The organism is Paenibacillus sp. BGI2013, assembly GCF_002843485.1.
GTDB lineage: Bacteria > Bacillota > Bacilli > Paenibacillales > Paenibacillaceae > Paenibacillus > Paenibacillus amylolyticus.
On the sequence record NZ_PJFA01000015.1, the window covers coordinates 92,172 to 116,803 of the forward strand.

The window sequence follows — 24,632 nt, forward strand, 5'->3', positions numbered from 1 at the left end:
GGACAACATTTGCGTGAACGGATAAGCATGAAAAAGGAAGAAGCAGATGTCGTTATTGTGGGAGGGGGCCCTGCGGGTATAGCGGCAGCCATTGCGGCTGGACGACTGGGTATACGAACAGTGTTGGTGGAGCGATATGGATTCGTGGGCGGGATGTCAACCGCCGCTATGGTCTATCCCTGGATGACTTTCCATACGGAGCGCGGTGAGCAGGTTATTAAAGGTATTGCGCAGGAGATTGTAGATCGTTTGCAGGCACGTGGCGGCTCCCCGGGGCATCTGCGCGATACGGTTGGATTTGTGCATACTGTCACGCCGTACCATCCAGCCATCTTTCAGGTGGTTGCAGCAGAGATGTTGCAGGAGGCTGGTGTCCGGCTGTTATTGCACAGCTTTGTGGACGAGGTGGTCGTTGTAGAGGATCGGGTGGAAGCGGTGCGAGTGACCAACAAATCTGGAAGAAAGGAGTTCCAGGCGAATGTATTTGTGGATGCAAGCGGTGATGCGGATCTGGCTTATCTTGCGGGTGCTTCTGTGGCAAAAGGACGAGACGGCGACCATCAGTCACAGCCGATGACCATGAAATTCCGCATGCGTGGTGTCGATCTTGGACGAGTGAAACAATACATGCTGGAGCACCCGGAGGACTTCTATGTGAAAACTCCTTTTGCTGAACTGGACAGCATTCCGTTAACCGGGGTGAGTGGTTTCTATTCCCAGTGGAAAAAAGCAGGTGTGCCGATTAATCGCGACCAGGTGTTGTTTTTTACCGGACCGGCAGAGGATGAAGTGCTGATTAATTGTACCCGGGTGCAGGGGCTCGATGCGACGGATGCCGAGGATCTGACCTCTGCGGAGCAGGAAGGCCGGAAACAGGTGCTGATGATCGCTGAGTTTTTGCAGCGTGATGTGCCTGGATTCGAACGGGCTTCGATCTCGGCAGTAGCGCCGCAGATTGGTATTCGTGAATCGAGACGGATCATTGGGCAGTATGCATTGACACAAGCGGATGTAGTTGCAGGACGGAAATTTGACGATGTGATTGCCAGAAGTGGTTATCCGATTGATATTCATGACCCTTCGGGTCAAGGTGTTGTGGCTGCCTTTATAGAGGGGGATGGGGCGTACGATATTCCGTATCGCTGTCTGATCTCTCGCAATATCCGCAATCTGCTGGCGGCAGGACGCTGCATCTCCACCACACATGAGGCGCATGCAACGACAAGGTTGACTCCAAGCTGTATGGCTACCGGGGAGGCGGCAGGGACAGCGGCTGCACTAACAGTGAAGATGATGCTGGACCCGGTGGAACTTCCGATCGAGCTTTTACAGGCGGAATTACGTCACAACGGAGCAGCGATCTAGCGGATGAGCTGATTGTGGACGAATTGGGCGAATCGGGCGAATCATTAATAGTGGGAGTGGGTGTTAATTTAATTCGCGGTGGCGTAAGTTTTAACGAACCTGAGACGACTAATATGGGGCTATAAGCTGAAATGAAAAATGTAGCGAATCTCAGTGAAGTTATTTTACTCAAAATCTTGTAATAGGGGGTAAAAGCGGGGTGAATCGGAAGAATAGAGCGTCTACGATTCGTTAGATTAGGAAATGTCCCGAAAAAGGCTAAATAAGCTTCCCTCAGTTCGTTAGAAATGCGTGGGAAGCTCGTGAATTGATGAGCATAAATGTAGCCCCAAAGGCTCCATATCCACTGCATAGGTGGGTTTAGAGTCTTTGGGGCGCTTTCATTTTTTTCATCTATTAGGTTCTTTCCTTCAAGTTCATTTCTTCATATCTGATCAATCATGGGGTCTCGGTTCCGTCATGCTCCTTCATGTTTCGTATTATCTCATGCCTTATTCTCAGCGCTTCATTCATTCAGTCATTCAATTCATCCGTGCCTCAAGTCGTCTTGCGACAATGGATAGCGCGTAGTTGATGGCAAAATACAATACGGCTGCGAGCAGCAGGGCCGGGATAATGTAATCAAAACTTTGACCGCCAAGGATCTGCACGTTGTGCATCAGCTCCGGCAGAGAGATGATGATCGCCAGTGAAGTATCCTTCAGGAGTGAGATGAACTGGCTGACCATCGGCGGGGACATGCGGCGTAGCGCCTGTGGCATGATGATGCCACCGAGGGTCTGCATGTAGCTGAGGCCCGAGGAGCGGGCAGCTTCCACCTGACCGCGCTCAACGGATTTCAGACCGCTGCGGACGATCTCGGCGATCATCGCGCCTTCGAACAGACTCAGTCCAACAACTGTGGACCAGAAGACGGACATTTTAATCCCGAGCTGTGGAAGTACCATGTGGATGAAGAAAATGATGAGCAACAGCGGCAGATTCCGGATCGTATCCACGATCACTGCGACGATCTGTGACAGAACAGGGATACGGGTAAACCGGATCGTACCCAGCACAGTGCCAAGCACAAAGCTGAATATAATGGATAGCCCTGCTACCTGCAGGGTAATCAGGAATCCATGAAGCAGGAAACGAAGGTTGGGCCACGCATAGGCCCCGCTAAAGTCCATATTTTATTAGCCTCCTTCTGTGTGCAGGAATGGAATATCGAAGATCAATAGATGGGGCATGGACAAGCCAATATATTTCCCTAAAAATCTGCGCAGGTACAAGTCAATCTGTTACATGGTGACCTGACCTGTCGGTTTGTTCTTTTTCGGTTTGCCTTTGGTGCTGCGCGCTTCTGCATCGCTCTGTCCAAACCTGCGCTCCATATAATGCACCAGGAAGCTGAGTGGTAGTGTCAGCACCAGATAGAACAGCGCAACAATGGTGTACACACTTAGCGGCTGGAACGTATCCGAGTTAACCAGGTCGGCAAAATACATAAGATCCATACCAGCGACAACGGCAAGAATGGATGAGTTTTTGACCAAATTGATGAACTGATTGCCGATGGACGGCAGTACAATCTTGATGGCCTGGGGCAGAATGATCAGGTTCATGGCCTGTACATAGGACAAACCTGAAGACCTTGCTGCTTCCAGTTGTCCACGCGGCACGGTCTGAATGCCCGCTCGGATTGCTTCGGCAATGAAAGCGGCGGTGTAGATGGTCAAACCCAGAGTACCGGAGACAAATCCATCCAGCGAGATGCCTAGTGCAGGCAGTCCAAGATAGAAGAAAAACACAACCAGTAACAATGGGATGTTTCGGATAAATTCCACAAAAGCCGTGCCGATCCAGTTCAGCGGTTTCACAGGGGATATCCGAAAGATAGCCAGGATCGCGCCAAGGATAAAGCTGCCAATGAGAGCCATAATGCTCACTTGAATCGTATTCAGGAATCCTTCCAGAAAACGATCCGAGTGTCGCATTAGTACGCTGAAATCCAATGTGCCCATATAGGCGAAGCCTCCGTTCTCCAGATGTAGAAACGGCGATTACGTCTGCTCATGCTTCGCATCCAGCAGACGAATTCGCCGCTTACCTATCTTAATTCGGGTTACTCGGGCTTCGCGCCCAGCCATTTCTCATGTAAAGTGTCATATTCCCCACTGTCTTTCATGCTTTTGAGCAGTGCGTTGACTTCCTCCACGAAGGCAGTGTCACCTTTGCGAATGGCCATACCATAAGGTTCGCTTGTGAAATTGCCACCAACCAATTGGAAGCTGTTATCCGTCTGTTGCATACCGATGAGGATGATGTTATCTGTGGTCAGCGCTTCGCCTTTACCTGCTTTGAGAGCAGTGAATGCATCCTGATAGTTATCGAATTCAAGCACCTCAGCATCCGGGGCTTTCTCGCGAATATTCTGAGCGGATGTGGAGCCTTTCACCGCGAGTACTTTTACCCCGCTGAGGCTTTCCAGGCCGGTAATCGCACTGTCGTTTTTCACCAGCAGGGATTGGCCTGCCTCGAAATAAACATCACTGAAATCTACTTGTTCCTTACGCTCATCCGTAATTGTCATCGTGGCGATGATGATGTCGATGTCTCCATTTTGCAGCATGGGAATACGCGTCTTGGAAGTGACCTCTTTCAGTTCGACCTTGGTCTCATCTCCAAGGATCTGTTTGGCGAGTGCTTTGGCGATATCAATATCGAATCCTTCAACGTTGCCACTTGCAGGATCTTTCAAGCCAAACAGCTTCGTATCGTATTTCACACCGGCGATGAGCTTGCCACGTTCCTTAATCCGCTCAATCGTGCCTTTCGCCTCGGCGTCACCACCACCGCTCGCTGAAGGTGTATCTGTACCTGTACTACAACCTGACAATACAAGGGAGAGAATGAGGACAAGCATAAATGATGGCCATTTCAATAATTTCTTCATGAATAAAAGACCCCTTTCAAAATGGAATAGTGGATTATTCTCAATGATGAATCAGACGGCTCAGGAATTGCTGTGCTCGTTCTTCTCTGGGGTTGTCAAAAAATTCTGCAGCGTTGGCCTCTTCAACAATTCGGCCTTCGTCCATGAAGATGACCCGGTCCGCAACTTCGCGGGCGAATCCCATCTCATGGGTAACGACGACCATGGTCATGCCATTATGGGCAAGGGAACGCATAACATCGAGGACTTCCCCGATCATCTCGGGATCGAGAGCAGAGGTAGGTTCGTCAAAAAGCATGATTTTGGGCTCCATGGCAAGTCCTCTGGCGATGGCTACCCGTTGTTGTTGTCCACCGGACAACTGGGAGGGATAACTGTCTGCTTTGTCGGCAATGCCCACCCGGGTCAGATACTTCATTGCTGTTGCGGCTGCCTGTTCTTTGGGTTGTTTGCGCACCTTCATGGGTGCAAGGGTAATGTTATCGATGACTTTTTTGTGAGGATAAAGATTGAAGTGTTGAAATACCATGCCGATGTCACGGCGGAAGAGGTTAATGTCCACCTTTTTCTGATGTAGAGGAATCCCACTGACGACAAGTTCACCTTCGGTAATGGTCTCCAGGCGGTTAATACAGCGGAGTAACGTGCTTTTGCCGGAGCCGGAAGGTCCGATAATGACGACGACTTCTCCTTCTTCAATGTGAAGATGGATATCCTTGAGGACATGAAAATGACCGAAATGTTTCTGGACACCCCTAAATTCAATCAAGAGTACACCCCATCCTTTCTGCAACGTCTGTGTGTAAAAGGAATAATAAGGAATAAATTGAAACTAGTTATTTAATCATACATAGTCATCCTGCTTATGGCAATTGGTTTGTGATAAAACATGACATAAGTAATGGGTTCCCTAGGGCTATAGCCAGAAAATATGTTATATATCTGTCATGTTATTAAACTCCTTGTGACGAATCCTGACAGAAAAATGAATCTATTCTCCTAGTTTCTTTCCAACCTTTGGAATAGTTGTATAGAGTATACTGAAAGTGATGTTTGATTTATGACTCTGATTAACAAAACAAATAGCATCAAGTTCCACGTGTACATGGCAAGAAAGCTCAACCCTACACGTCATGCCATTGATATCATGGAGTGAGAGAGCGTCCGTATGAACGTTAAGTAAGGAAAGTAAAAGCGATGTATTGACCCTATAACAATTCCATTACATGTAGAGAGGATGATTCTGCACGATGAATACATATCACTCCCCAATGTCGACAGGAGCAAGTGCCCAGTCCGATGTTCGAGCTTATGAAGCCAATTTGCCTGTCATTCCTGTACAGGATTTTCAGCTTACAGACTATGGAGCTGTTGGAGACGGCGTAACAGATAATACGGAGATGTTCCGACTTGCCATCGCTTCATGTGCTGAAGCAGGAGGTGGGAGAATCGTAATTCCTGCCGGGGTATGGCTCACAGGTCCGATTGTAATGCGCAGCCGGATCGAACTACATGTGGAAGAAGGGGCACTGGTTACGTTTAGCCGAGATTTTGATCAATACCCATTAATTGCATCAAGCTTCGAAGGCTGGCAGGTGGTCCGTTGCCAATCCCCGATCGATGGTGATCAACTGGAGGATATTGCGATTACTGGTGAGGGGATATGGGATGGGGGCGGGGAGGCATGGCGTCCGGTGAAACGCTCCAAAATGACCACTTCACAATGGAACCAATTGATCGCTTCCGGTGGTGTTGTAGAGCAATCCAGCGGAGATGAAGAAATCTGGTGGCCTACCACAGCTGCACTTGAGGGCGGCGCCATCGCAAATCGATTGCATCAGGAGCAGGTGCGTGATGTCGTTGCCTATGAAGAAGTCAGAGACTTTTTACGTCCCAACATGGTCAGTTTACGGAGATGCAAACGGGTACTGCTGGACGGTCCAACGTTTCAGAACTCGCCTGCATGGAATCTGCACCCCTGGGCATCTGAGCATGTCACCATTCGTAACGTGAGTGTGCGAAATCCGTGGTTTTCTCAGAATGGAGATGGGCTGGACGTTGAATCCTGTCGTCATGTGGTGGTCGAGAAGAGTGTATTCGATGTCGGTGATGATGCGATCTGTCTGAAATCAGGCAAGGATGCCGAAGGCCGTGAACTGGGTCTTCCATCGGAGTACATCACCATTCGGGATTGCACGGTGTATCACGGTCATGGCGGGTTTGTAATTGGCAGTGAAATGTCCGGTGGTGTGCGGCATGTACGTGTGTCGGATTGTACGTTTATCGGAACGGACATTGGACTTCGCTTCAAAAGCGCACGTGGGCGCGGCGGAGTGGTTGAGGACATTCAGATTGAGCGCATATATATGAAAGATATCATTATGGAAGCCATCTCGTTTTCCTTTTTCTATGCAAATCAGGAAGGGTCTGCCCGGGGCAGTGATCTATCTCAGGAGATTAGCGAAGAGACGCCGGTGTTCCGGGATATTCGAATATCGGATGTGGTCTGTGCGGGTGCCGACACTGCGTTGCTTGTGAGTGGATTGCCGGAACAGCCTTTGGATGGGGTGATCATCCAGCGTTACAACGTGCAAGCTCGCAGTGGTATCCAATGTGCTCATGCGAAACATCTGCATATCGCTGAATTGCAAGCGCAGATCACCGAAGGTCCGTTGGTTCATTTGCACCAGTGCAAAGGGGCGGAGCTAGAGAGAATTCAGGGAAAAGGTGCAGATGGCCGACTTCTGATGGTGACAGGACACGAGTCCGCAGGCATTGTATGTCGTGAAGGCGATGCAGACACAGACGGTCGTCAGATATCTGTGGGTCCCGAGGTGCGAAGTGGCGTGATCATTCGTAGATAAAAAGTATGTAATAGGGTTATACAATTTGGTCCAATTCAGCCGTAGTGGTGCAGCCATGATCCAGTAATCGTGATGCCTTTTGATATAAGGAATGCGTAATCTCTGGAGCGAGGCTACCCACTCGGCTTTTATATGAAGTTATCTGATGATCTACCGGTGTTCCTTACGATAGCGCAGCGGTGTTGTACCGGTAACCTGTTTGAATGTTTTGTTAAAATGAGCCGTATGCTCAAATCCTACCTTCTCAGCGATCATCTGGACACGCTCTTGTGTGGACAGCAATCTTCGTTGTGCCTCCCGGACACGAACAACACGCAAATATTCGCTAAACCGAAACCCCGTAAATCGGCTGAACATTCGGCTCAGATAGGATGGACTGATATAAAAACGATTGGCTGCACCCTCCAATGTAAGTGGTTCGGTATAGTTTTTATTCACATAAGTGACAATTTCACTGATTTTGTCCTGCATCGGATGCAAGGGACCGGGGCATGACTGCCGGATGTCCTCCTCTACCCGATGGATACGGATCAAAAGTTGGGCAAGCAGACTTCTTACGGCGATCTCATAGTGAGGGCGTCGCTCTTTGCATTCTTGCAGCATCTGCCACAATATACGCTCCATCTCGGGCTGTTCCGCTTCAGGCAGGCGAAGGAGTCTTGAACAATTAAAAGGCAGCAGACCACATATGCCAAGTTCCATCCCCGTTGCAAAAGCAGGAGAAAAACCGATTAATATCCGTTCGAAGCCGGGAATACTTCCTTTGGAGGTAGTATGTACATCATGTGGATTAATCAGAATAAAATCACCCTTGCGGGCGGACAAAATCTGACCATTCATGGAATACACTCGTTCACCTTGAAGTAAGTAATACAGTTCGTAGAATGGATGAGCGTGAGGTTGTGGCATACCATTCCCATCATGTCTGCGCATATGTTCAATGGTAAATGAATGTTCACCGATTCGGTATTTGGGTCCAATCCGGTCCTCTATGAGACTCATGGTACAGCTCCCCTCTGCTTCACGGATTAACAACGATATCCATATCATAACGGAACATCCAGCTTTTTGTAAACGCTATCATTGGAAATGAAATATTTCTTTAATCCTATCGTTAAATACCGAGAGAACGAATCTGGCATGGCACCTTATGTGCTGTCAAGGTGACAAAACTTGAATGATGTTTTAGAGTAGGGAGAGAGAGGCGAAACTCTGGTTAAGGAGTGTCTCCAATATGATTTGGAAGGAAGGAAACAGGTTATGACGACACATGAATTATCGCCATTGGTTGCTGCGCTCAATATGCAGCCTCACGTTGAAGGCGGTTGGTATAAGGAAGAATGGAAGGCATCTTATCAGATTCCACAGTCCGTTCTGCCGGATACATACTCCGGCCCACGATTCTCGGCAAGTTCCACGTATTTCCTGCTGCACGCACATGAAATCTCCGAGTGGCATACGGTTCTGTCCGATGAACTTTGGCTGTGGCACAGCGGCAGTCCAGTTGAACTGAAGCTGGGTGGCAATGGGGAGAACCCGGAGAACGAGGAAGTTCTTGTTCTGGGGATGGATATTGCTGCGGGGCAATCACCACAGGTGCTCGTTCCTGCCGGCGTATGGCAGACAGCGCGTCCGCTGGGCGATGAGCCTGTACTGGTAACTTGTGTAGTAGCGCCAGGTTTCCACTTTGATGATTTCAAGCTTGTATCCAAAAGCGAATAGGTTTTAATATGTGAAAATCCCGATCCGAGATGCTCAGTGCATCCGAATCGGGATTTTTTTGGATCGAGCGTATAAAGTATGCTGAGGTCTATGCCTAGTTCAGGGATAGATCATTCCCTTTTGAATAGGCATCACTTTTGGCAATGACTAATCACTTCGGATTCTCGTTACTCATCCAGCTGTCCACATAAAACTCCTCATGATAATCCGGTTGCTGAGCGAGTTCTTTGAGCTTCTGTTCAGCTTCTTCAGCGGTATGATATTCTCCAATAACTGCTGTAAACTCACCAGTGGACGTTTTGAGGAAAGAGATGTCCTCATCCGGATAGGACTCTTTAATTATACCCATCGATTCTCCAAAAGGCATTGATTCTGTGCGGAGAGAGTATACCTTCCGAGGTGTGACCGGTTTGCCGTCGGAAGTCAGTTTCACTTCCAGGTATCCAGGGTTCTTGAATTCCGTTACGGCATACTGTACCCCTTCTTTTAAAACAACTACGAATCCGACGGAAGAGTCGTCTAAAATCATGGAACCATAAACATCTTTCACTAAAAGCTGGGTCATGAAGTCGGCTTTTACTTTCTTTATATCCATGTAACGTGCACCGTTAAAAGTGAAGAGGATACGATTCGGTGCTTCTTTGTGTACCACATTATAATGGGGCGCATCATTAGTCTGATTTTGATCGTCGGTGCTAAAATTGATTTTAAGCGTATTTTCGGTTGCTTCTGATCCCACAGTTACTCCATCTGTAACTTTGCCTCCATCGCCAAATTGCAACACCTGAACAATAGAGCCGACCACAGGTATTTTGGACATGGCGTTTGCTACGGAAGGGATGTTCACCACGAAGAGAAAAGCAGCACATGCCGCTATGACTGAGGCATAACGAATCATTCGAGATGAATTCTTGCGAGCAGTGGCTCTTTTCTGTGCATGATGAATAACGTCAGTAAGTTGAGCAGGGATTTCAATATTTTCGTAACGATCTTTACCTGTCATAGATCTCCAACCTCTCCTTCAATTAAATCCATTTTTAATTTGTTGATAATCCGATAGAATTTTGACTTAACGGTATTCTCCGACAGGGAGAGCACTTCAGCGATCTCCCGGAAACGCATATTACCAAAGAATTTTAATATAATATAGGCTCTTTCCTCGGGGATAAGCCGGTCCAGTGCGTCATATAGATCCATTTTTTCTTCTAGGGATGCCCCTCGCTCTGGAGATACAAACTCCTGCACATGATCCTCCATATAGGTCACTCGCTGGTTGCGTCGAATATGATCTATCGCTGTGTTAATCACAATTCGTGACATCCAGGAATCAAAATAAGTCATGGACTCCATCTTTCCATAAGCGATGTACCCTTTATAGACCGCTTCGGATACGATATCCAGCGCTTCTTGTTCATTTTTAACATAGCAGTATGCCAGTCGATATAATTTATTTTGAATCTCTGTTATTTTTTCGCTGAACTGTTCTTCTTTTGTCTTTCTATGGTTCAGTCTAATCACTCCTGATCCCCCCTGATCAACCTAAATATTCAAGTCACCGCTCGTTCCAGGCCTGGATTCTATAGAAGTGCTTGAGTTCGCTTGACACTCGTTAGACTGGTGAGGAGAAGAAATAGTTCTAAACGGTCAAAAAAATTTTTTTCTTTCGGCCCTGAATAGGATAACGAGCCTCGCCTCCATTCTTAACATAGAATAATTTGCCTATAACATCACATGCCAAAACACCCGCTCTTCTAAGATCGAAGGCGGGTGTAATCGAATTAATTTGCTTATATTAGAAGTTAAAGTTGTCTGGATCAGAACCAAATCGTTTATTCTCGTTCAGACTGTTAATCTGCTCTATTTCTTCCGAAGTTAACTCAAAATCATAGAGATCAGCATTCGCGTGAATACGCTCAGGCGTAACGGATTTCGGTATCGTCACGATGCCGTTCTGCAGATCCCAGCGCAGAATTACTTGTGCAGGGGACTTGCTGTATTTGGCGGCGATATCCTTCAGCAACGGATGATCCATCAGATGACCTTGTCCGAGCGGAGACCAGGCTTCGATCTGAATCTGATGTTTGTTGCAGTACTCACGAAGCTCTGACTGAATCAATAGTGGGTGAAGCTCCACCTGATTAACTGCTGGTTTGATCGTGGCATCGATCATCAAGTCTTCCAGATGGTGAATCTGGAAGTTGCTCACACCGATCGCGCGGATGCGTCCTTCTTTATGGAGTTTCTCCAGCGCTCGCCATGTGTCTTTGTACTTGCCCTTAACCGGCCAGTGGATAAGATAGAGATCCAGGTACTCCAGTTCGAGTCGTTCCATGCTTGCTTCGAAGGCAGCCAGCGTGGATTCATATCCCTGATCACTATTCCATACTTTAGTGGTAATGAACAGATCCTCACGAGCTACTCCAGATTCACGAATACCCTGAGCGACACCTGTTTCGTTGTTATACGCTTTGGCTGTGTCGATGCTGCGATAACCAGCTTGAATGGCTGTTTTGACAGCATGAACGACTTCGTCTCCGTCTTTAACTTTGAATACCCCAAAACCCAGCCATGGCATTTTGACTCCGTTATAGAGCGTGGTTGTGTCCTGCACGTGTTTCATGGTCCGAAATTCCTCCTCTTATTGATTCATTGTTCCAATATGTAATTACCCTGCTGTTCAGCAGCCAATCGATATCGAAGGGCCGTCTTGAATGATTATACTAAAATCTTCCTGGTCTTGGAAAAGGGAGTGATCCATTTTACGAAGTAAACGCCGCTATTATCCTTTTTCTTCAACCAGAGGTTTGGTTTTGACGCTTGTGGGTGATAAGATGAAGTATACGAAATATGGAAGCCAAGACTTTGTAATTGGAGAGTTTACATAAGAACAGACGAAGTACGGAATCGGGTATAGACCAGACCGTACGATTAACGATAAAGGAGCAAGAATACAATGGCTAAACCTAAACAAACCAAAAAAGCAGCAGCCTGGTCTCTCGTGGTCATGGGAGCGGGATTTGCTGCATCCTTGCCGTTCCAGGGCGTTCCTGTGGGCAAGTTGCTGGTAGGATCATTTGAAGCGGGACTCGTGGGTGGACTTGCGGACTGGTTCGCCGTTACCGCATTATTCCGGCACCCGCTCGGCATTCCCATTCCACACACAGCATTGCTGCCGAAAAATCGCGATAAAATGACGGAAGGTCTGGTCTCCGCGGTAGAAAATAACTTGCTCAACAAAGACAGCATTACCGAGAAAATTGCAGATTTCAAAGCAGCAGAGACGGTGCTAGATACGTTGACACGTGAGCTTCACAGTGACGGGATCAAGATCATGATTGATACGCTCTGCAAACGAATTCTGGCTGGTCTGCCGTTAGAGCAGATTGCTCCGCTCGTGGCACGTGAGATCAAGTCACAAGCGGGCGCCTTTGATCTGGGTCCAATTCTGGAACGGGCTGCCCACCAGATGACAGAGCGGGGCTACGACGCCAAAGCGCTGGACTATGGACTGAAGCAAGCCGAGGAGTGGCTGGTTAAACCCGAGACGATCATGTTTTTAGGTGAAAGCGGCATGAAAGCCATCAGCGGCATTCAGATGAACGGATTGATGCAGTTTGCGATGAATGCGTTCCTGGGTTATATGAACGAGGAGCGTCTGGGTGGCATTTTACAAGGATATCTCTTCGATCGGGTAGAGGATATGAAACGTGAAGGCAGCGCTCTAAGATACAAGGTGCTTGATATGGTACGTACCCAGACGGTGCGTTTGGCAATGAGTGAGGCTATGCAAGATGGAATCAACAGCTGGAAGAACAATATGTTGGAGGGCTGGAACGCAGAGGAAACGGTGCTGAACAAACTCACCGACCTGAGAGACAAGGCACTCGCCGCGATGGAAGATGGACAGTATGTAGATACGTATGCACTGCCTGCCATTGAGCGGGTATTGGTTGATCTGCGGGCAGATGACGAGTTGATGACAGGCATGAATGCCAAGATCGTAAATGGCGTCACAACACTGCTGGAGAAAAATCATTCTAAAATCGGTAAACTGGTACGCGAAAATGTGGACAAAATGGACAATGCCACTTTGGTTTCGATGATTGAGGATAAGGTTGGACAGGACCTGCAATGGATTCGGATCAACGGAGCCGTTACCGGATTTGTTATCGGGATTGCGCTGACTGCGCTACAGATGGCATTGGCATAACCTAAAAGAGCCACCCTTGAAGTAATGGGGCAAGGCTCTTTTTGTTATGCAAATATCAATGGAGATATAGATACGCATCTTTTTTCTATTTAGAGGTTAACTGCTTGGCTTGCCCCGGCAGATCGTCCGCTGTGACCTCTTCCCAGTGTGTAACACCACGCAGCGTGGATACATATAGTTTCAGATAGGCCCCATTTTTGAGTAGCTTACTGGTGGAGAAGCTAAGTGTTTTGGATTTTCCTTCGTCTGTATAGCCGATCAGTTCATAAGCATATCTGCCATTGTCATCCTTGTTGACTGTAGTCTGATTCACAGTGGTATAGTAGGTTGTTTTGCCGGCAGGGTTATCGGGAGTCAATTTAGCAGGGTCCATGAAGAAGAGCCACAGGCAAGTCAGAATAACGAGTACCAATGCGAGAATAGTGAATGCTTTTTTCATGTTCTTGTCCTCCTTTAATCTCGGTAAATTTAGGACGATGCGATGTCTTTATATTTCAGGCGGCGGATCGACCAGGTAGCAAACAGAAGGATAAAGAGACTGTTCATGAAAAGAAAGACGATATTCTCCGAGGATGTCAGTCCCTTTTGACTCAGAACGCCCATGCCTATAGTTAACAAGGAGTAGGGGAATAACATGCCGATTTTCAGCACATACATGCCTAGTCCCAGAAAGACTGCACAAAGGCTGATGCCAATTGGCGTCGCAAAGCTTCTTATCCGGATCGACAACCCTAGTTGCAGTGCAGCAATAGAGATAGAGGCAAACCATCCTCGCAGGCTCCATACGACGGTCTCCATCGGGAACGGACCCGGAATGACGAACAGTTTGCCTGCTGCCCAGTACATGAGCATGAAGAAGGCTTGAGCCGAGAAGATCAATATGCCAACAATGACCAACTTGGCAACAAATAGGCTGGTGACTGACACTGGAGAAGCCAGAATCATATTCCAGTTGCGATTGCTGTGTTCCAGGCGGCATACAAAGGCACAACAGATAGCGATCAGGATGGGCAGGAAGAATTCTCCGTAAAACAAACTGACCTGTGTCCACAGGCTGTACCACCCGTTTTGTAAAGCCGCTTGATTGAAATAAAAGTTAAAGCATCCGATAAGCAGACTGATAATAGGCAGAATGGCCAGTACCAGGCTGATCCGGGAATGCCGAAGTTTAAGCCATTCTGCGGAAATGCTCCTCAGCATGTGTTCCCCTCCTCAAATCTCTTGTCTTGAAGCATGAATATTCCCTGCAAAATAGAAGATGGCAGCCATCAACAAGGCGGCTAAGAAAAGACCGACAGGCAGCATACCCGATACATAGGTACCCGAAGATGCGCTGTAAATATAAGTGACTGGATTCAGATCCATGTAGTAAGACCAGATGAAAAGGTGACGTACACCTGCTGGAAACAACCCCGATGTTGTTCCGATGAATCCGCCCAGCATACCCAGACATAACGCAAAAGCCTGATTGCGTACTGTAAGAGACAACCATTGCTGAAGAGCGGTGATGGCGAGTGTAGTTAGCATTGTGCCAATAGCGAACTGCACAAGCAGGGAAAGTGGCAGCGGACCGGAAATATTTTTGGATAAACCGAAACCGACAATGAACACAGCTTGCGCAAGGATACCATAAAGGATCAGGCTGTTCGCACATATGTATTTGGCTGTGTAGACATGATTACGTCCGGTGTTGGTCGTCATTAGCATCTTCCAGGTGTTCCCCTTATGCTCCATATCACAGATGCGGGATACAACGATAGCCGATATAATGGGCAGAAACAGACCGTTCATGGAAGCGATGCTGAAGATCAAGGCTTCCCAGCTCGCATTGGTTGCACTTCGGGAGATGGAGATACTCATGGACATGGAGGCCCAGATCATCTCAGCGGCTAGAAAAAGAGATAGCATGACCCAGATCTTTTTGCGGCGGATTTTAAAATACTCTAGGGATAGAGCTTTCATTACAGGCTCCGCTCCTTTCCGGTCAGATCCAGGAATATACCTTCCAAACTTTTCTTGTATTCCTCGATACGAATCACAGGAATATCGTGTTCTACCAGCACTTTATTCATCTGCGAGACTTCTTCGTCACGAAGGTAGTCGAACACCAGTTGTTTGCCCTGGACTGTAGGCATGTAGCCTTGAGTCAAAAGGATTTTCTCTGCTCTTGCCGTATCCGTCGTCTGAAAACGTATGGTAGCCTTGTTATTGGCCTGAAGACTCTGCATGCTTCCCTGAAACAGAAGTTTGCCATCACTGATAATGCCGACTGAGGTAGCAATCTGTTCGATCTCTGATAACAGGTGGCTGGATAGCAGGACTGTTATGCCGTATTGACCAGGAAGGGACTTGATCAATTCCCTGATCTCACCGATCCCGGACGGATCAAGTCCGTTCGTAGGTTCATCCAGAATAAGCAGGCTTGGGAAGGCAAGCAGGGCCATGGCAATACCGAGTCTTTGTTTCATCCCCAGCGAATACTGATCGGCCTGTTTATGTTTTTGATTTTCAAGTCGAACAATTTTGAGAGCTTCATCAATATTTTTATTCGGTACGTTCCGTAGTCGCTGCATGACTTTCATATTCTCAAGTCCAGTCAAGTGGCCGTAATAAGATGGAGATTCGATCAGTGAACCTGTCTGATTCAGAATGGAAGGGCGATGTTTATTCAGATCTTTGCCAAACACCTTTACAGTGCCTTCGGTAGGTTTGATCAAACCCAACAGCATTTTTAATGTGGTTGTTTTGCCTGCTCCGTTCGGACCCAGGAAGCCAAAAATCTGTCCCGTCTCAACTGCCAGATTGACCTGATGTACGCGGTTAGTACCGCCATAAGATTTGGACAGGTTATGCGTTTCCACGATGGGGGAACTGTTTATCATTGATCTCAACTCCATTTCACTAATGTCTCTGTTGCTCTAAATATAGATCAGGCTTCTTGCTCGTAGCTGAAGATAACCTTACAATTACCTTAAATGGAAATGGAAAATATCGGATGAATGCCTTTATGATGTATAATAAAAAGGGTGATATCAATGGAATTATTGAAGAATAAGAAAATATTGATCGTAGATGATGAGCCCGAAATACGGGAAATGATTGAACGTTTTTTACGGAAAGAAGGTTTTTTTCGGATCTATACGGCTGGTAACTTCGTGAATGCCTTGGCGGTATGCAGACTTGAAAAGCCGGATGCAGCTATTCTGGATGTGATGCTTCCGGATGGAGATGGGTTCTCTCTGCTCTCTTCGATCCGGTCATTCTCGGACATGCCTGTTCTGTTCCTGTCTGCACGTGGTGAAGATGAGGATCGACTGCTCGGTCTGGGGCTTGGAGCAGATGATTATATGGTCAAGCCCTTTCTGCCAAGAGAGTTGATTCTCCGGCTTATGGCTATTCTGAAGCGGGTATATGCTTCCAACACAGTGGAGAGATTGCCTGTATTTCGTTTGGGTGGACAAACCATTGATCTGGAGAGCGCTGTTGTACAGAGGACAGACAGGGAGCTTCCATTGACAGCTAAGGAGCATGCCATACTGATCAAGTTGTATGAGAATCAGGGCCGAATTGTAACCAGTGATGCTCTGTGTCAAGCCGTCTGGGGAGACGAGAGTTATGGGTATGAGAATACCCTGATGGTGCATGTTCGGCGAATCCGGGAGAAGATTGAGGAAGATCCATCCAAACCGATATTTCTGCTGACGGTACGGGGACTTGGTTATAAATTGATGGTTCAGGAGTCTAGGTAATGGATGGCGTTGTTCGAATTCTAAGAAGGTTCGTCGGATCAACCATTCTGGTATCTGTGGTGCTATTACTATTCAATCTGATTCTGCTAGGTTCGCTGATCTTCAAGGAAATTCATGAAGGGCCTTCCCCTGGTGCGGTTGTGAAGCAGATGGCTAGTGGCCTGAGCAAGGGAGAGCAGGGGGAATATGCGCTGGACAGCGATGGAATGCAATTGCTGGATACATATCAGGCTTGGGCTATGCTGCTTGATCCCCAGGGCAAGGTACAGTGGAGCGAACAGCTTCCGGCTGAAATCCCGCGCTCTTATAACGTGACGGATGTTGCGAAGTTCTCCCGATATTATCTTATGGAATACCCAGTGTATGTGTGGGAGCGTAACGACGGATTATTGGTCGTAGGCTACCCCAAGAATACGTACGGAAAATACCAGTTCGACTTTTTGGCAGAGTGGCTTAAGTCATTACCTGTTCGGATCATCCTATTATTGGTGTGTAATGTGGCTCTTGCTCTTCTGGTATCCGTATTAATTGGAACACGGGTAATCCGTAGTATTCGACCGTTGATCAATGGCATTCATGCGCTGGCAAAGGAAGAGCCTGTTCATGTCGAGACCAAGGGTATATTTAATGATCTGTCTCAAAGCATCAATTCAACATCTCGCATGCTTCAGGATAAGGATGATGCTCTTAAAGCGAGAGATGAAGCTCGATCCAACTGGATCGCAGGCATTTCTCACGATATACGGACGCCATTGTCCATGATTCTGGGTTACGCGAGCGAGTTGGAAGAGCAAGTGGATTTGCCAGCTGAGCAAAAACAGCAGGCATCCATTATTCGTCGCCAGGGTGAACGTCTGCGGTCACTGGTCAGTGATCTGAATTTGGTGTCCATGCTGGAGTATGAGATGCAGCCCTTGCAGTTGAAGTCGATTCGACTCTCTGTTCTGGCAAGACAGGTCGTGTCAGATTTTTTGAACAATGGCCTGGATGAACGTTATCCGATCTCGCTTCATGTTCAGGACGAAAGTCTTCAGGTTATGGGGGATGAGCGATTACTGTATCGTGCAGTAACGAACCTGATACATAACAGTATCAGGCATAACCCGGATGGATGTGCAATTGTGCTGGAAACGAGCCGTTCAGCGGAGGATTTATGTTGTGAGTTTGTGGTATCTGATGATGGGATAGGAATTCCAAAAGAGTATCTGGACGATGTGGTGGTACTCCCTTATGCCGCAGGACGTGTACGGCCCTCCCGCCAGGGACATGGCTTGGGGCTTCCAATGGTATCAAGGATTGCAAAGGCTCATCGGGGAAGGCTTATTCTCACGAGTGACAGTGGGGAAGGGTTTAGAGCTGTATTGCAGTTGCCTGCTACTTAGAAAAACACCTGCCTTGGACAGGTGTTTAAAACTTTATACATGTAACAACGAACTATCGCAATTTTGTCATCGTCATAGTAAAAGTAATGTTTCTTGTCAAAATGACGCGAAAATCCAAAGAATGGATTTACAAAAAATAGCAAATTGTGCTAGGATGAATATAGGAAATAATTACATAAATTAAATATTTTGGGATTGTAAAGACTTGAATTCAACCTTGGTGTTTAGCTTTTTTTAAGCTATACATATAAAAAAAATTGAATGGAGGTTTTTTCAATGAAACAATTCAATCTCGAAGCATTGGGAGCAATTGAGGACATCAGTGATGATGAGCTGATGGTCATTACAGGTGCGGTATCTGTAATTGATGTTGAAGCAAGCGGCGGTGTATTCTGTACGGTAAGTCATGAATGTCATTATAATTCGGTTTCACCTTCTTCTTGGCTGACTTGTTGTTAATTTTTACTCTTATCTTCGGGCACATAGCTGATTTCAGTTATGTGCTTGATTTTGTTATATGAGGTTTTGGGCACGAACCATCCAATAGAAGGGGAGATAAAACGATGAACATACAGGAGCGGTTACATGACTCCCGGTGGAGTGATGCACTCTACTTAACGGAGAAATACAAGCAGTTTGTGCAGCGATATGCTGCCAAAGTTCCCAATGATCTCTTATTTAGCGAGGAAATTGCTGTTGATATAAATGAAAAAAATATAACTGCTGACGTTCAGCATGGGGACATGCCTGTGGAGCACACTTCCGAGTCGGAAAGGATGCAGAAATGGCTTGAAAAGTTTTTTCAAGACCAGGAGCTATTGTCCAATCGCTTCCGGGCTGAATCCATGAATATGGAGACGGTGCAGGCTATGTTTAACGATACAGGCTTCATGTACGACTTTGTGCAGATGCCTTGGCATCAGGAACTCTGCAGCACATTTCTGGAGAATGAGCATTTGGAGATCGAATATTTTATTGAGGGGAATACGGAAGAAATCCCGTTCTTTGAGTTTTCTAGACCCTTCCTGCAACGATCCATTCAGATCATGACGGACGGCTTGAATGATGGATATGAATGGCTGGACAAACGACGTGTTACTGGGCTTGTTCTGAAAACCGTCTCGGATAAAGTGTTCCACATGTCTGCCAAGACACTAATCTATGAATTAAATAAAGCGAGATTGCAAGATGAATTGAGAGGTGAGGATTCTCGGCAACGGTATCTGCACTTTGTGAACCAGAACATGCAGTCCAGAGATCAGATTCTCTCCTTACTACTGGAATATCCTGTTCTTGCACGAGGACTTGTCGAGCACACTCTTCGGATCAGTCTGAATATGATGCGTGTTCTGGAGCGGCTGACAAGAGATCGTCGTGAACTGGAATCTTTTTTTGATTTCAAGCTGGATAAGCTGGAGGATATCGTATTTCTCGGGGATTCCCATAACGGTGGAGCTAGTGTATTGCGGTTGGCATTTGCCGAAGGGGTCAATGTCATGTACAAACCTAGGAACATGGCCATCGACACCGCTTTTGCCAGTCTGTTGCAATGGTTTAACGATCAGCGAATAGGATTACCCTTCCGTATTGCCAAATCGCTGGATCGCACCGAATATGGCTGGCAGCAATTCATTCCCTATGAGGAAGTCACCAGTCTGGAGGGAGCGGAACGCTTTTTTGAACGGCAGGGGCAGTATCTCGCTATTTTGTATGCCGTTAATGCAACAGACATGCATATGGAGAACATTGTTGCTCAGGGCGAGCATCCCTTCTTCGTCGATCTGGAATCACTGTTGCATAATCAACCTTTCAAATATGAGGAGGAGAAGGCACACTATACAGCGCTGGAGAAGACCCTTTCGATATTGAATGATTCCGTGTTAAAAACGAGCATGTTACCAACGTTGGATTCCAACGCTTTGTATCACAGTGATCTGAGCGGACTTGCAGGGGATGTTAATCAGGTACTCAATACGTATGAGATTCATGATAAAAACACCGATACCATGAGAATCCAACGAAGCAAGGTGAGTGTGAGTCGATTTAGTCATTTGCCTTCATATGAACATACACCTATTAAACCTGAGCGATATATCCAAAGTTTGAAGGAGGGTTTCTATCGCATATACAGTGCTATTATGGAGCAAAAGGAGTCATTTATCTCAACAGTCTGCAATGACTTCCATGGTTGTGCTGTACGTACCATTGTTCGTCCGACCGTTACGTATTTTACGCTGATTGAAGCCAGTTCCCATCCGAAATATCTCAGAGACGGGTTGGATAAGAATCTGTTGTTCGACATGATGTGGATGATTGTGCGGCAGGATCGTGATCGTGAAAAACTGGTGAGATATGAGTGCCATGATCTATTGCACGGCGATGTACCCATGTTCCAGACGTTTATCGGTGAGCAAATGTTGTTCCACCACTATGACAACAAAGCGATTGACGGCGTGTTTTCCTCCGATATTTTAACGCAGACCGCGGATAAAGTACGGGCGATGAATCCCAAAGACATGGATATGCAATGGGAGTTTACCGAGCGTACAATCCAGACTAAATATGTCCTGGAACGCTCATTCGCCATGGAGAAAAGCACGGAAAGCGTCCGACCGGAAATATTGAATGAACATCAAATACACATGACCAAAGAAGAATATTTGCAAGAAGCCGTGAGGATTGGGGAGTACATAAAAGATATTGCTATTATGGGAGATGAAGGTCTTTCGGTGTCATGGATCAGTATGGGTATGGATGCAGACGAGAAGCTGATCTACAAATCTTCCGAGTTGGGGTTATATAACGGGGTAACCGGTATTGCCTATTTCTATCTGTATCTGAGTCAGGAGACAGGTGACCACAAATATATGCAGATGGTTAATCTGTGCATTCAGACTGCCTGGGAAATGATTCGCAAAAACATCGACAAAAACATCTCATTGTTCACTGGCTACGGGTCGCTTCTCTATCTGCTGGTGCATAAAGCTAACGTATGTTCCGAGCCGGGGATCAACCCGGATACGCTGGAATTACTCGATATCTTGGACGATATGATTGATAGTGATCAGCAATTGGATGTGATCTCAGGTTGTGCGGGCACATTGATGGCATGTGTGGACATGTATACGAGCTTCCAATCGCAAAAAGCGCTGGATGTGGCTGTGCGATGCGCAGACCGATTGCTGGATCTTGCCCAGCCGATGGATCAAGGTATGGCTTGGGTGACGTCAGCGATCAATAAAACGCCACTTAGCGGTATTGCACATGGCAACGCAGGTATCTGTCTGAGTCTGGCTCGTCTATACAGTGCTACAGGCAACAAAGCCTATCTTGAAACTTGTATGGAAGGACTGAAGTATGAGGAAGCCCTCTACAGCCCTGAAGTAAACAATTGGAAAGATCTGCGGTTCACCGATGGCAACATGCCGGAAGAACATTATGTTATGTACTGGTGTAATGGCGCACCCGGTCTAGGGATCGCTCGCGTAGGGATAGCGCAGCAATTGAGGTCATTGGGAGCTATGGATACGATAGAGACAGATATCCGCAGGGCGTTAGCCAAGACGATGGAAGAAGGGTTTACAGAAGTTAGCTATTCGCTCTGCCATGGGGATATGGGCAATCTGGAGCTGTTCCTTCTCGCAGCCGATTACTTGCAGGATGAAGAGTTGAAGGAGTTCTCGGTTCAGATGGCAAATTACATTGTGACACAGGTGAGACGTGATAACCATCATTGGAGATGCGGCATTCCAGGTCGTCAGCAAATCCCAGGACTGATGCTAGGGCTTGCCGGAATTGGATATCAATTGCTCCGACTGTACAATCGTGACCTGCCTTCAGTACTGATGATGGAAGGACCAAAGGGCAAGGGAATAAGGGATATGGCTCAGACATACGCTATGGAAACGGCGTCCGCTCAGCAGCAGATGACTACTATGGAGCAGTCATCCCATATGGGGCAACATCATGCCTGAACGGCCTGTATTCCGTCTGCGCCGGAAGAGACAACGCAAAATCCCTGTCAAACTGCAAATGAATCAATATGATTGTGGTCCCAGTTGCTTGCACATGTTACTCGCATATCATGGCTATGAAGCTGATTTCACCGATCTGAGGGAACGTTTTGCAATGCTGGGAAACGGCAGGGATGGTAGCTCCATGCTCAAAATGAAAGAGGTTGCTCAGACCTATCACTTGAAAGGGATAGCCAAAAAAGCGCCTGTTGAATCACTTAACAATGATTTTCTGCCAGTCATTTGTTTCTGGGAGGACAATCATTTTGTCGTGCTTGAGCGGATCAAGACGAGTGGGCACTTCATTATTGTTGATCCGGCTTTGGGAAGGCTGGTTATCAGTACGCAGGAGTTTGCGGAGAAATATTCAGGTATTTTTTTGCTCGTATATCCGGATGAGGGCTTTGTACCCTTGTCCGAGAAAAAGATTAGTAAAGTGGCGTACTTCAAGGATTTGATTCGCAGTAACAAAAAATATTTTGGTTGGACCGTTCTACTTGCTCTGGGGCTGCAATTGGTTTCGGTGGCCTTTCCGTTCTTGATGCAGGTTTCGATTGATGCGGCCACTAGCGGTGATGGCTACTCGTTATTTCCTGTCCTGATCACCAGCATAGTGCTGTTAACCCTATTTCAGATCGGTTTCAGTTATATGAAGGATATGTGCATCGTACGGCTTCAGGAATTGCTGGATTCCCAACTGACGACAAACTTTGTCTCTCATATGCTCAAACTGCCTTATCAATATTTTGAAATTCGTTCGCGCGGGGATTTGATGCTGCGGATTAATAGCAATACGACCATTCGAGAGATTTTGTCCCAGAAGATGATCTCTACGCTGATCAATCTATTTTTAATTGTTGTGACCTTCACGTATATTGTAATCCAGTCCCGTTTGATCGCTTTTACACTGCTTGGTGTTGGACTGGTTCAAATTCTTGTTTTTGTATACACACGTAGCAGATTTAAGAAACTGACACAGACCCAAATTGTTGCCCAAAGTTTGGCTGGATCATTCATGACGGAAGTGTTGGAAGGCATCTCGACCATCAAATCACTTGGGATTGAAGAGCGTACCGGGGAAAAATGGAGAGCACTATTCATGCGTCAGCTTGCAACGGTCAAGGAAAAAGCTATTTTTCAGACAAGAGTAAATACCGTGACGAATACGCTGAGTTTTATGACTCCGATGCTCATTCTGCTGGTGGGACTATATCAGATTATGCAGGGGAATATGACACTTGGTATGCTCGTTTCATTCCAGTCCCTGGCCGCGCTGTTTCTGGGGCCGCTGAACTCGCTTGCTTTGATGTTGAACGAGTTCGTGATGGCGGATGCGCTGCTGGATCGAATCTATGATGTCATTCAAGCCGAGGAAAGTAATAAATTCAAGAAGAAAACACCGACCCTCCGAGATGTAAAGCTGAATGGGGATATTACAATTGATCAGGTCAGTTTCAGGTATACCGACTACGGGGAAGATGTGCTGAAAAATATTAATATTACGATTAAAGCAGGGCAAAGGGTCGCTCTGGTTGGCAAATCAGGCTCAGGAAAGAGTACCTTGGCGAAATTGCTGGTAGGGCTGTATACGCCCACACAGGGTAATATCTATTTTGACGGCGTGGTTGTAGAAGAACTGGAGCAGCAGGATATTCGCAGCCAGATCAGTATCGTGCTTCAGGATAACTTTGTGTTTAACAACACCGTGTATGACAACATCAGGCTACATGCAGAGGGTTCAACGCTGGAGGATGTAATGTTCGCAGCGAAGCTGGCGGATATTCATGACGATATTGAGAAGATGCCAATGAAGTATAACACACTGATCTCTGAAGCGGGCTCGAATCTGTCTGGAGGGCAGAAGCAACGTGTCGCTCTCGCGCGAGCATTGGTAAGCAGACCCAAAGTTCTTCTGTTGGATGAGGCAACTAGTGCTTTGGATACTGTTACAGAAGCGACGATTGCCCATAATCTGAATATGTTGAAATGCACCCAAATTATCATTGCTCACAGACTCAGTACCATTCGAAGCGCGGACACCATATATGTACTGGATCAGGGTGTACTCGTGGATGCTGGAACACATGATGAATTGATTGGACGGTGTAAATCCTACAATGATCTCGTGTGTGAACAACTGGACGAAACCGGGGCCAGACAGTATGGATGAGGCTAGTGAGGATGATGTTGACGGAAGACAAAAGGCTTTCTTTTCTACACAATATGTGTTGAAGAGAATGCTTTTTTGTTATATATGGAAAATCCGAGAAGCTAAACTGATGCAAAATTCAGGAAATCGGGTAATATACACGCGAACACACGTATGAATCATATTAGGAAGAAAGATACATAAAAACGATGCTCTCAGCCGATGTGGTCATGTTGATTT

Annotated in this window: 21 protein-coding genes; 9 read left to right on the top strand and 12 right to left on the bottom strand. The window is 46.8% G+C overall.

The window, feature by feature from the left end:
* The first annotated feature begins 27 nt into the window (after positions 1–27).
* Positions 28–1,365 (top strand): FAD-dependent oxidoreductase, encoded by a 1,338-nt coding sequence (locus tag CXK86_RS26990; RefSeq protein WP_076253983.1) that lies wholly within the window; start codon positions 28–30, stop codon positions 1,363–1,365.
* 521 nt (positions 1,366–1,886) lie between these two features.
* Here CXK86_RS26990 and CXK86_RS26995 read toward each other — a convergent pair.
* The 4 genes from CXK86_RS26995 to CXK86_RS27010 all read right to left on the bottom strand — a co-directional run bounded on the left by CXK86_RS26995 (position 1,887) and on the right by CXK86_RS27010 (position 5,072).
* Positions 1,887–2,537, bottom strand: coding sequence for an amino acid ABC transporter permease (locus CXK86_RS26995; protein ID WP_076253898.1), 651 nt, complete (start codon positions 2,535–2,537; stop codon positions 1,887–1,889).
* A gap of 111 nt (positions 2,538–2,648) precedes the next feature.
* Positions 2,649–3,371 (bottom strand): amino acid ABC transporter permease, encoded by a 723-nt coding sequence (locus CXK86_RS27000; RefSeq protein ID WP_076253897.1) that lies wholly within the window; start codon positions 3,369–3,371, stop codon positions 2,649–2,651.
* A gap of 101 nt (positions 3,372–3,472) precedes the next feature.
* A complete protein-coding gene (locus CXK86_RS27005; protein ID WP_036673119.1) occupies positions 3,473–4,303 on the bottom strand; it encodes a transporter substrate-binding domain-containing protein in 831 nt (276 codons plus the stop codon).
* Positions 4,304–4,343: 40 nt separating this feature from the next.
* Positions 4,344–5,072 carry an amino acid ABC transporter ATP-binding protein gene (locus tag CXK86_RS27010; RefSeq protein ID WP_051449904.1) on the bottom strand — a complete coding sequence of 243 codons (729 nt, stop codon included), beginning with the start codon at positions 5,070–5,072 and terminating at the stop codon, positions 4,344–4,346.
* Positions 5,073–5,553: 481 nt separating this feature from the next.
* Here CXK86_RS27010 and CXK86_RS27015 point away from each other — a divergent pair, with 481 nt between their 5' ends.
* Positions 5,554–7,167, top strand: a complete 1,614-nt coding sequence (locus CXK86_RS27015; RefSeq protein ID WP_101314856.1) for a glycoside hydrolase family 28 protein — start codon at positions 5,554–5,556, stop codon at positions 7,165–7,167.
* A gap of 150 nt (positions 7,168–7,317) precedes the next feature.
* Here the strand turns inward: CXK86_RS27015 and CXK86_RS27020 are convergent, their stop codons facing one another.
* Positions 7,318–8,169, bottom strand: a complete 852-nt coding sequence (locus tag CXK86_RS27020; RefSeq protein WP_101314857.1) for an AraC family transcriptional regulator — start codon at positions 8,167–8,169, stop codon at positions 7,318–7,320.
* 258 nt (positions 8,170–8,427) lie between these two features.
* Between CXK86_RS27020 and CXK86_RS27025 the strand changes: the two genes are divergently transcribed.
* Entirely contained in the window at positions 8,428–8,889 is a 462-nt protein-coding gene (locus tag CXK86_RS27025) for a cupin domain-containing protein (RefSeq protein ID WP_017691032.1), read from the top strand.
* A gap of 151 nt (positions 8,890–9,040) precedes the next feature.
* Here the strand turns inward: CXK86_RS27025 and CXK86_RS27030 are convergent, their stop codons facing one another.
* From CXK86_RS27030 to CXK86_RS27040, 3 genes are all read right to left on the bottom strand, one after another.
* On the bottom strand, positions 9,041–9,892 hold the full coding sequence (locus CXK86_RS27030) for a DUF4179 domain-containing protein (RefSeq protein ID WP_101314858.1): 852 nt from the start codon (positions 9,890–9,892) through the stop codon (positions 9,041–9,043).
* Complete coding sequence (locus CXK86_RS27035) at positions 9,889–10,407, bottom strand: sigma-70 family RNA polymerase sigma factor (RefSeq protein WP_101314859.1); 519 nt, start codon at positions 10,405–10,407, stop codon at positions 9,889–9,891. The genes CXK86_RS27030 and CXK86_RS27035 overlap by 4 nt, the downstream gene beginning before the upstream one ends.
* A gap of 274 nt (positions 10,408–10,681) precedes the next feature.
* A complete protein-coding gene (locus CXK86_RS27040) occupies positions 10,682–11,509 on the bottom strand; it encodes an aldo/keto reductase (protein ID WP_036616658.1) in 828 nt (275 codons plus the stop codon).
* 333 nt (positions 11,510–11,842) lie between these two features.
* On the opposite strand from CXK86_RS27040, the gene CXK86_RS27045 reads away from it, so the two are divergent.
* Positions 11,843–13,099 (top strand): DUF445 domain-containing protein, encoded by a 1,257-nt coding sequence (locus tag CXK86_RS27045; RefSeq protein ID WP_076253896.1) that lies wholly within the window; start codon positions 11,843–11,845, stop codon positions 13,097–13,099.
* Between the two features lie 85 nt (positions 13,100–13,184).
* Here the strand turns inward: CXK86_RS27045 and CXK86_RS27050 are convergent, their stop codons facing one another.
* From CXK86_RS27050 to CXK86_RS27065, 4 genes are read right to left on the bottom strand one after another with little or no spacing between them, the layout of a single operon-like run.
* Positions 13,185–13,538 (bottom strand): YxeA family protein, encoded by a 354-nt coding sequence (locus CXK86_RS27050; protein WP_036616662.1) that lies wholly within the window; start codon positions 13,536–13,538, stop codon positions 13,185–13,187.
* 29 nt (positions 13,539–13,567) lie between these two features.
* Positions 13,568–14,299, bottom strand: coding sequence for an ABC transporter permease (locus CXK86_RS27055; RefSeq protein ID WP_036673135.1), 732 nt, complete (start codon positions 14,297–14,299; stop codon positions 13,568–13,570).
* Between the two features lie 12 nt (positions 14,300–14,311).
* The gene (locus tag CXK86_RS27060) at positions 14,312–15,061 is read right to left on the bottom strand and encodes an ABC transporter permease (protein ID WP_036673138.1); all 750 of its coding nucleotides are present in this window, start codon (positions 15,059–15,061) and stop codon (positions 14,312–14,314) included.
* A complete protein-coding gene (locus CXK86_RS27065) occupies positions 15,061–15,981 on the bottom strand; it encodes an ABC transporter ATP-binding protein (RefSeq protein WP_373888079.1) in 921 nt (306 codons plus the stop codon). Before CXK86_RS27065 ends, CXK86_RS27060 begins: the two co-directional genes overlap by 1 nt.
* A gap of 153 nt (positions 15,982–16,134) precedes the next feature.
* Between CXK86_RS27065 and CXK86_RS27070 the strand changes: the two genes are divergently transcribed.
* From CXK86_RS27070 to CXK86_RS27090, 5 genes are all read left to right on the top strand, one after another.
* On the top strand, positions 16,135–16,848 hold the full coding sequence (locus CXK86_RS27070) for a response regulator transcription factor (RefSeq protein WP_036616668.1): 714 nt from the start codon (positions 16,135–16,137) through the stop codon (positions 16,846–16,848).
* Positions 16,848–18,230 carry a sensor histidine kinase gene (locus CXK86_RS27075; protein WP_076329727.1) on the top strand — a complete coding sequence of 461 codons (1,383 nt, stop codon included), beginning with the start codon at positions 16,848–16,850 and terminating at the stop codon, positions 18,228–18,230. Before CXK86_RS27070 ends, CXK86_RS27075 begins: the two co-directional genes overlap by 1 nt.
* A 276-nt stretch (positions 18,231–18,506) precedes the next feature.
* Complete coding sequence (locus tag CXK86_RS27080) at positions 18,507–18,689, top strand: type A2 lanthipeptide (RefSeq protein ID WP_036616672.1); 183 nt, start codon at positions 18,507–18,509, stop codon at positions 18,687–18,689.
* Between the two features lie 104 nt (positions 18,690–18,793).
* Entirely contained in the window at positions 18,794–22,204 is a 3,411-nt protein-coding gene (locus tag CXK86_RS27085; protein WP_101314860.1) for a type 2 lanthipeptide synthetase LanM family protein, read from the top strand.
* Positions 22,197–24,413 (top strand): peptidase domain-containing ABC transporter, encoded by a 2,217-nt coding sequence (locus tag CXK86_RS27090; protein WP_101314861.1) that lies wholly within the window; start codon positions 22,197–22,199, stop codon positions 24,411–24,413. The genes CXK86_RS27085 and CXK86_RS27090 overlap by 8 nt, the downstream gene beginning before the upstream one ends.
* Positions 24,414–24,632 lie beyond the last annotated feature (219 nt).